The sequence below is a fragment of the Dokdonella sp. genome, from assembly GCF_036518555.1.
In the GTDB taxonomy this organism is placed as follows: Bacteria; Pseudomonadota; Gammaproteobacteria; order Xanthomonadales; family Rhodanobacteraceae; genus Dokdonella_A.
This window is the reverse complement of the sequence record NZ_DATDMY010000324.1, coordinates 1-8138: the sequence shown is the minus strand read 5'-3', so window position 1 is coordinate 8138 and position 8138 is coordinate 1. Positions and strand designations below refer to the sequence as shown.

General features: G+C 72.5%; 6 protein-coding genes. 3 read left to right on the top strand and 3 right to left on the bottom strand.

Annotated elements, in window-relative coordinates:
* From VI238_RS17260 to VI238_RS17250, 3 genes are all read right to left on the bottom strand, one after another.
* Positions 1-443: DUF2334 domain-containing protein (locus VI238_RS17260; protein ID WP_331653606.1), on the bottom strand; the 443-nt coding region annotated here is incomplete at its 3' end.
* Complete coding sequence (locus tag VI238_RS17255) at positions 443-1579, bottom strand: glycosyltransferase (RefSeq protein WP_331653604.1); 1137 nt, start codon at positions 1577-1579, stop codon at positions 443-445. The genes VI238_RS17255 and VI238_RS17260, both read right to left, overlap by 1 nt.
* 8 nt (positions 1580-1587) lie before the next feature.
* Positions 1588-3141 carry an alkaline phosphatase D family protein gene (locus VI238_RS17250; RefSeq protein ID WP_331653602.1) on the bottom strand — a complete coding sequence of 518 codons (1554 nt, stop codon included), beginning with the start codon at positions 3139-3141 and terminating at the stop codon, positions 1588-1590.
* Positions 3142-3339: 198 nt separating this feature from the next.
* On the opposite strand from VI238_RS17250, the gene VI238_RS17245 reads away from it, so the two are divergent.
* The 3 genes from VI238_RS17245 to fdhF form a co-directional block, all read left to right on the top strand.
* Entirely contained in the window at positions 3340-3858 is a 519-nt protein-coding gene (locus VI238_RS17245) for a formate dehydrogenase subunit gamma (protein ID WP_331653600.1), read from the top strand.
* Positions 3855-5456 carry a formate dehydrogenase beta subunit gene (locus tag VI238_RS17240; RefSeq protein WP_331653598.1) on the top strand — a complete coding sequence of 534 codons (1602 nt, stop codon included), beginning with the start codon at positions 3855-3857 and terminating at the stop codon, positions 5454-5456. Before VI238_RS17245 ends, VI238_RS17240 begins: the two co-directional genes overlap by 4 nt.
* 79 nt (positions 5457-5535) lie before the next feature.
* Positions 5536-8138 (top strand): formate dehydrogenase subunit alpha (fdhF, locus tag VI238_RS17235; protein ID WP_331653596.1); only part of this gene is annotated, 2603 nt, incomplete at its 3' end.

Below are 8138 nucleotides of genomic sequence, written 5' to 3'. Positions count from 1 at the left end.
GTCCGCGCAAGGGCCGCGCGCGTGCCCGCGCCACGCAGCCACGCGGGCGCGACGAAACCGCGCGCGGCCCAGCCGCAGCGCGAAAAGCGCTCGAGGCCCGCATCGATGCGCGCGAGCGCTTCGCCTTCGTCGAGTGCGGCGAACTCGCCCTCGCCGGCGGTCAACACGCGCCGACGCAGCCGGTCGAGCGCACGACGCGGCGGCGTCGCCTCGTCGAGGTGCACGAGACCGTGCAGCGCGAGCTCGTCGCCGCGCGCGACGCGCGCGTCGATCGCTCGCCGGAACGCGCGGTCGGCGTCGATCGCGCCGCGGCGGTGCCAGTCGGGCACGACGAGCAGCGTGAGCGGCGGCGCGCCCAGCGCGTCGACGAGCGCGAGCAGGCGGTCGCACGCGGGCCAGGTCGCCGGCGCGACGTCATGGATCGCGATGCACAGGCGCGCCATCACGCGGGCTCGGCGATCGTACCGTCGTGGCCGGCGCGCGCGCGCGACGCCTGCACGAGGTCGCGATAGCGCTCGAGCTGGCGCGGCAGGGTCCGCTCCCACAAGTAGTCGCGCGCGACGCGAAGGCGCGCGAGCGCACTCATTGCGGCGCGATCGCGTTCGTAGAGCGCGTGCACCGCTTCGGCGAGCGAGCGCGCGTCCGCGCGCGCGGCGACCACGCCGACCGAGGCGTCGACGAGTTCGTCGATCGCACCGCCGCCGAGCGCGACGACCGGGCGCGCGCACGCCATCGCCTCGACCACGACGAGGCCGAACGTTTCGTGCCGGCCCGCGTGCACGAGCGCGTCGGCGCTCGCGAGCAGGCGCGCGAGGCGGATGCCGTCCTGCTGGTACGGCAGCAGCGTCGCGTGCGGGGCGAGCCGCAGCGCGCGCTCGCCGCCGACCAGCAACAGGTGGTACGGCGCGCCGAGGCGGGCGAATGCGTCGAGCAGCAGCGGCACGTTCTTCTCCGCCGCGAGGCGGCCCGCGAACACGAGCAGGCGCGCATCGGCGGCGAGGCCGAGCTCGGCGCGCAGCGCCGGATCGGCGCGGCATGGGTGGAACACGCGACCGTCGACGCCGAGTGGCTGCAGCGCGACGCGTTCGACGCCGAGGTCGCCGAGGCGCTCGGCGACGAGCCGGCTCGGCGCGAACACGCAGTCGAAGCGTCGATAGAGGTTGCGCAGGTAGGCGCTCGCCACGCGACCGATCGCCGGCGCGACGCGGTCGCCGAGCAGGCGCGCGAGGTCCGAATGCGCGAATGCGGTTGCGGCGACGCCGAGGCGGTCGGCTACGCGCACAGCGATCCACGCGAGGTGGTACGGATCGGCCGCCTCGACGAGGTCCGGGCGCAGGTCGCGCAGCATCGCCGACCAGTCGTGCACGCGCAGCGGGACGCGATAGCCGGCACCGAACGGGACCCGCGGGCTCGCGAGCTCGACCAGGCCCGGTGCGTGCGCGGCGGTGCGCGGGCCCGGCACGAGCAGGGTGTGGCGCACGTCGCGCTGCGTGGCGAGGAACGCGCGCTTGGCGAGCAGGTAACGCTTGACGCCGCCGCTGTGAGGCGCGAAGAACAGGGTCAGATCGACGACGTGCACCGCGCGTCCTACGCCTGCACGCCGGCACGACCGCTTTCGACGTGGAACGCCTGCAGCGTCCGCGCCGCGCTGCGCGGATCGGTGGCGTCGTCGAGCGCGACGAAGTCGCTGCGCCACGCGTCGCGGCCGATGTCGCAGCGCAGGTAGCCGCGCCAGCGGCCGTCGTAGGCGCGCACGTGCGGGTTGAGGTCGAGGTCGCGCACGCGCGCGGCGTGGTCGTCGCCGAGCGAGCTGATCGAGGTGCCGACGAACTCGGTCGCGACGGTCGCGCTGTCCGGATCGGCGAAGTCGGCCTTGAGATCGCAGGCGTGGAACGCGTGCACGTCGCCGCCGAGCGTGACCACGTTCGGTATGCGCCGCTCGGCGACGTGGCCGAGCAGTCGCGAGCGCGCCGCGGGGTAGCCGTCCCAGCCGTCCGTCCAGACGCGAGGTTCGCCGTCGTCGTCGCGCGACACGAACGGCGCGACGAGCGTCTGCTGCGCGATGACGTTCCAATGCGCGTCGCCGCGCTCGAGCCCGTCCTCGAGCCAGCGCTCCTGCGGGGCGCCGAGCACGCTGCGCGACGGCGCGCCGAGTTCGGTACAGGCGGCCGCATCGATCATCTCGCCCCGGTCGGCGCAGGCGTGCGCGGCGCGGTACTGGCGGTCGTCGAGCAGGCTGAGCGTGGCGAGGTCGCCGAATGCGAAGCGGCGGTACATGCGCAAGGTCGCGCGCGTCCGCGCGCGCAGCGGCATGTGTTCGCACCATGCGCGGTACGCCGCGGCGCGGCGCGCGGCGAACGCGTGCGCAGGCTCGCCGTAGGCGGAAACGAGGCCCGCGTAGTCGTTCGAGACTTCGTGGTCGTCCCAGGTCACGAGCCACGGGTAGGCCGCGTGCGCGCGCTGCAGGTCGGCGTCGCGCCGGTAGCAGGCGTGCCGGTTGCGGTAGTCCGCGAGCGTCTCCACGCCGCCGTCGGCTTCGTGGCGGCGCACGCGAGGCCCCCACGAGCCCTCGTAGATGTAGTCGCCGACGTGCACGACGAGGTCGAGGTCGTCGCCGAGCATGTGGCGGTACGCCGCGTAGTAGCCGTGCTCGTAGTGCTGGCACGACGCGAGCGCGAGGCGCAGGCGCGCGACCGGCGCGCCCGCGACGGGCAGGGTGCGCGTGCGCCCGACCGGGCTCGCCGCGTCGCCGCAGCGGAATTGGTACCAGTACCAGCGATCGGGGGCGAGGCCGTCGAGTTCCACGTGCAGCGCGTGCGCCGTACTGGCGCGCGCGACGCCGCGACCGCTGCGCACGACCCGGCGCAGGCGTTCGTCCTCGGCCACGATCCATTCGACCTCGTAGTCCTCGAGCGGCAGGAACGCGGCGTCCGACTGTGCGGTCGCGATGCGCGTCCATAGCACGAAGCCGTCCGCGGCAGGATCGCCCGAGGCGACGCCGAGCGCGAACGGGTACGCGTCGAAGCGCGGCCGCGCGAGCAGGCCGCCGCCGAGACCGAAGCCGGCGACGCCGAGCGTCGCCGCCGCGCGCAAGATGAACTGGCGCCGCGACCAGTCGTCACCGCGCGCTGCGTGGCGCATGCGCCCACCCGGGTCCGTGAAGCCGCCGCGCAGCTTCGCGTCGCACCGTGAAGGTGCGATGGCGCGGGCATTGCGCGTTGGCGTCACGTGCGTGGCAGCCGCGTGTCGCGCGCCGCCGGTTGCAGGAGCGCACGGCGTGGTGCAGAGTCGCTCTCCGACCGGAATTCCGCGCCGCACCCGCACGCGCGCGCTCGACAGATGGGCGACACGCCGCCACCACCGCAGGATCGATCACCGTACGACGACGACCTGACGCTCGTCCAGCGTGCCGCGGTCGATGCCGTCCTCGCGGTGCATCGCGGCCGGCCCGGTGCGTTGCTGCCGATCCTGCACGGCATCCAGGACGCGCTCGGCTGGGTACCCCCGTCGGCGCTACCGACCGTCGCGCGCGCGCTCGAGCTCGGCCGCGCCGAGGTCCACGGCGTCGTGAGCTTCTACCATCATTTCCGCACCGCGCCGCCGGGGCGACACGTCGTGCGCCTGTGTCGCGCGGAGGCGTGCCAGGCGCTCGGCGCGCGCGCGCTCGAAGCGCACGCGCGGCGCACGCTCGGCGTCGACTGGCACGGGACGACCGCGGACGGCGCGATCACGCTCGAGCCGGTGTACTGCCTCGGCAACTGCGGCTGCGGCCCGTCGCTGCTCGTCGATGAGGACGAACTCCACGCACGCGTGACGCCGGCGGCGTTCGATGCGCTCGTCGCGGGGATGCGAGGATGAGCGTGCCGGCGAGCCTGTCGACCGCCACGCCGCCGCTCCGCGTGTACGTGTCGCGCGACGCGAGCTCGCTCGCGCTCGGCGCCGAGGCGACTGCGCGCGCGATCGACACCGTCGCGCGCGGGCGCGGCATTGCGATCGAGCTCGTGCGCACGGGCTCGCGCGGACTGCTCTGGCTCGAACCGCTCGTCGAAGTCGAGGTCGCCGCCGGCGGCACGGCGACGCGCGTCGGCTACGGGCCGGTCGCGGCCGCCGACGTCGCGGGCTTGTTCGACGCCGGGTTGGCCCGTGCCGCCGCGCATCCGCTGCGCGTCGGTGCGATCGAATCGCTCGACTGGTTCGCGCGCCAGGATCGCCTTTGCTTCGCACGTGTCGGCACGACCGATCCACTCAGCGTCGCCGACTACGTCGCGCACGGCGGCTACCGCGGTTTGCGCAACGCGTTGGCGATGGCGCCCGCGGACATCGTGCAGGCGGTGACCGATTCCGGCCTGCGCGGGCGCGGCGGCGCGGCGTTCCCGACCGGGATCAAGTGGAAGACCGTGCTCGATGCAGCCGTGCCGCAACCTTCGGCCCGTGGTCCCCAGGCCGCCAAGTACATCGTCTGCAACGCCGACGAAGGCGATTCGGGTACGTTCTCCGACCGCATGCTCATGGAGGGCGATCCGCTCGGCCTCGTCGAGGGGATGACGATCGCGGCGGTCGCCGTCGGTGCGACGCAGGGCTACATCTACCTGCGCAGCGAGTACCCGCACGCGCGCCGCGCGCTCGAGGCGGCGATCGCCAACGCGCACGCGGCCGGCTGGCTCGGCGCCGACATCCGCGGCAGCGGCCGCCGCTTCGACCTCGAAGTGCGGCTGGGTGCGGGCGCCTACATCTGCGGGGAGGAAACCTCGCTGCTCGAGAGCCTCGAGGGCAGGCGCGGCCAGGTGCGCTTCAAGCCGCCCCTGCCCGCGATCAAGGGCCTGTTCGGGCGACCGACCATCGTCAACAACGTGATCACGTTCGCGTCGGTACCGCTGATCCTCGAGCGCGGCGCCGCGTACTACCGCGATTACGGCATCGGCCGCTCGCGCGGCACCCTGCCGATCCAGCTCGCCGGCAACCTCAAGCGCACGGGACTCGTCGAGAAGGCGTTCGGCGTGACCTTGCGCGAACTCCTGTACGACTACGGCGGCGGGTCGTACTCGGGCCGGCCGATCCGCGCGGTACAGGTCGGCGGCCCGCTCGGCGCGTATCTGCCCGAATCGCAGTTCGACACGCCGCTCGACTACGAGGCGTTCGCCGCGATCGGCGCGATGCTCGGCCATGGCGGCATCGTCGCGTTCGACGACCGCGTGGACATGTTCGAGCAGGCGCGCTACGCGATGGAATTCTGCGCGGCGGAATCCTGCGGCAAGTGCACGCCGTGCCGGATCGGCTCGACGCGCGGCATCGAAGTGCTCGACCGCCTGCGCGCGGGCGTGGATCGCGCCGCGCAGTTCACGCTGCTCGAGGACCTCTGCGAAACGATGCGGCACGGCTCGCTGTGCGCGCTCGGTGGGCTCACGCCGGATCCGGTCGCGAGCGCGCTGAAGCATTTTCGCGAGGACTTCGGATGAATGCGGACCTGCGGCGTCGGACCTCGCCGACGCGCGCGCAGGCGTTGTCTGAATTCATGGAATCGCGGGGCGGACTGCCATGTTGTCCATCGTCGAAACCGATCTCGGCACGCCGACATCGACCTCCACCGACCTCGTCGCGCTGACGATCGACGGCGTCGGGGTGCGCGTGCCCGCCGGCACCTCGGTGCTGCGCGCGGCCGCCGCGGCCGGCATCGACATCCCGAAGCTGTGCGCGACCGAACTGCTCGACGCGTTCGGATCGTGCCGCCTGTGCCTCGTCGAGATCGAAGGCATGAAGGGGTTCCCGGCCTCGTGCACGACGCCGGTCGCGGCCGACATGAAGGTGACGACGCACGGCGCGAAGCTCGAGCGCCTGCGCCGTGGCGTCATGGAGCTGTATCTGTCGGACCATCCGCAGGACGCGCTCGCGCGTGGCCTTGGCAGCGAGATGGAGCGCGTCGCACGGCGGATCGGCGTCGCCGACGTCCGCTACGGGTTCGATGCCGCCAATCACGTCGAAGCGCGCTCGGACGAAGGCGCCAACCCGCTGTTCCGACCCGTCGACGCGTCGAATCCGTACTTCCGCTTCGATCCCGCGCAATGCATCGTCTGTTCGCGCTGCGTACGCGCGTGCGACGAGCAGCAGGGCACGTTCGCGCTGACGGTGCAGGGCCGCGGATTCGCCTCGGCGATCGTCGCGGGCCAGGGCGAACCGTTCATGGACTCGGATTGCGTGTCCTGCGGCGCCTGCGTGCAGGCGTGCCCGACCGGCGCGCTGATGGAGACATCGCTGCTCGAGCACGGCCAGGCGACGCGCAGCGTCGTCACCACCTGCGCGTATTGCGGCGTCGGTTGTTCGTTCCGCGCGGAGCTCGACGGCGAGCAGCTCGTGCGCATGGTGCCGAACAAGGACGGCCATGCGAACCACGGCCACTCGTGCGTGAAGGGCCGCTTCGCGACCGGTTATGCGACGCACCGCGAGCGCATCCTCACGCCGATGCTGCGCGCGAAGATCTCCGATCCGTGGCGCGAGGTCGGCTGGGACGAGGCGATCGCGCATGCGGCGGACGAGCTCCGCCGCATCCAGGCGAAGTACGGCCGCGACTCGATCGGGGGGATCACCTCGTCGCGTTGCACGAACGAGGAGACCTACCTCGTGCAGAAGCTCGTGCGCGCGGCGTTCGGCAGCAACAACGTCGACACCTGCGCGCGCGTGTGCCATTCGCCGACCGGCTACGGCCTCAAGAGCACGCTCGGCGAGTCGGCCGGCACGCAGGACTTCGACTCGGTCATGCACGCCGACGTCATCTTCGTGATCGGCGCGAACCCGACCGATGCCCATCCGGTGTTCGCGTCGCAGATGAAGCGGCGCCTGCGCGGCGGCGCGCGCCTCATCGTCGCCGACCCGCGCCGGATCGATCTCGTGCGCGCGCCGCACGTGCGCGCCGACCATCACCTGCAGCTGCGACCGGGCACGAACGTCGCCCTGCTCGATGCGCTCGCCCATGTCGTCGTCGTCGAGGGCCTCGTCGACGAGGCGTTCGTGCGCGAGCGCTGCGAGGTGGAGTCGTTCGCGCGCTGGCGAGCGTTCGTCGCGGATCCCGCGCACTCGCCCGAGGCGCTCGAGGCGGTCACCGGCGTGCCCGCGGCCGACGTGCGCGCGGCCGCGCGCCTGTACGCGACCGGCGGCAACGCGGCGATCTACTACGGCCTCGGCGTGACCGAGCATTCGCAGGGCTCGACCGCGGTGATGGCGATCGCGAACCTCGCGATGGCGACCGGCAACCTCGGTCGCGTCGGCGTCGGCGTCAATCCGCTGCGCGGGCAGAACAACGTGCAGGGCTCGTGCGACATGGGCTCGTTCCCGCACGAGTTCCCGGGTTACCGCCACGTCTCCGACGACGCCGTGCGCACGACGTTCGAGCAGGCCTGGGGCGTGCGGCTGCAGGCCGAGCCTGGCTTGCGCATCCCGAACATGTTCGAGGCCGCGCTCGACGGCGAGTTCAAGGGGCTCTACATCCAGGGCGAGGACATCGCGCAGTCGGATCCGGACACGCAGCACGTGACCGCCGCGCTCGCGGCAATGGAATGCGTGATCGTGCAGGATCTGTTCCTCAACGAGACCGCCAAGTTCGCGCACGTGTTCCTGCCCGGCTCGACCTTCCTCGAGAAGGACGGCACGTTCACCAACGCCGAGCGCCGCGTGTCGCGCGTGCGCAAGGTGATGGAGCCGCGCAACGGCCATGCCGACTGGGAGGTCACCCAGCTCCTGTCGAACGCGCTCGGCTATCCGATGCACTACGCGCACCCGGCCGAGGTCATGGACGAGATCGCGCGCCTCACCCCGACCTTCGCCGGCATCAGTTTCGCGCGCATCGACGAGCTCGGCAGCATCCAGTGGCCGTGCGACGCGGCGCATCCGGACGGCACGCGGACGATGCACGTCGACGCGTTCGTGCGCGGCAAGGGTCGTTTCATGCTCACCGAGTACGTGCCGACGAGCGAAAAGGTGAGCGCGAAGTACCCGCTCATCCTCACGACCGGGCGCATCCTCAGCCAGTACAACGTCGGCGCGCAGACGCGCCGCACCGCGAACAACCGCTGGCACGCCGAGGACCGGCTCGAGATCCATCCGCACGACGCCGAGCAGCGCGGCATCCGCGACGGCGACTGGGTCGG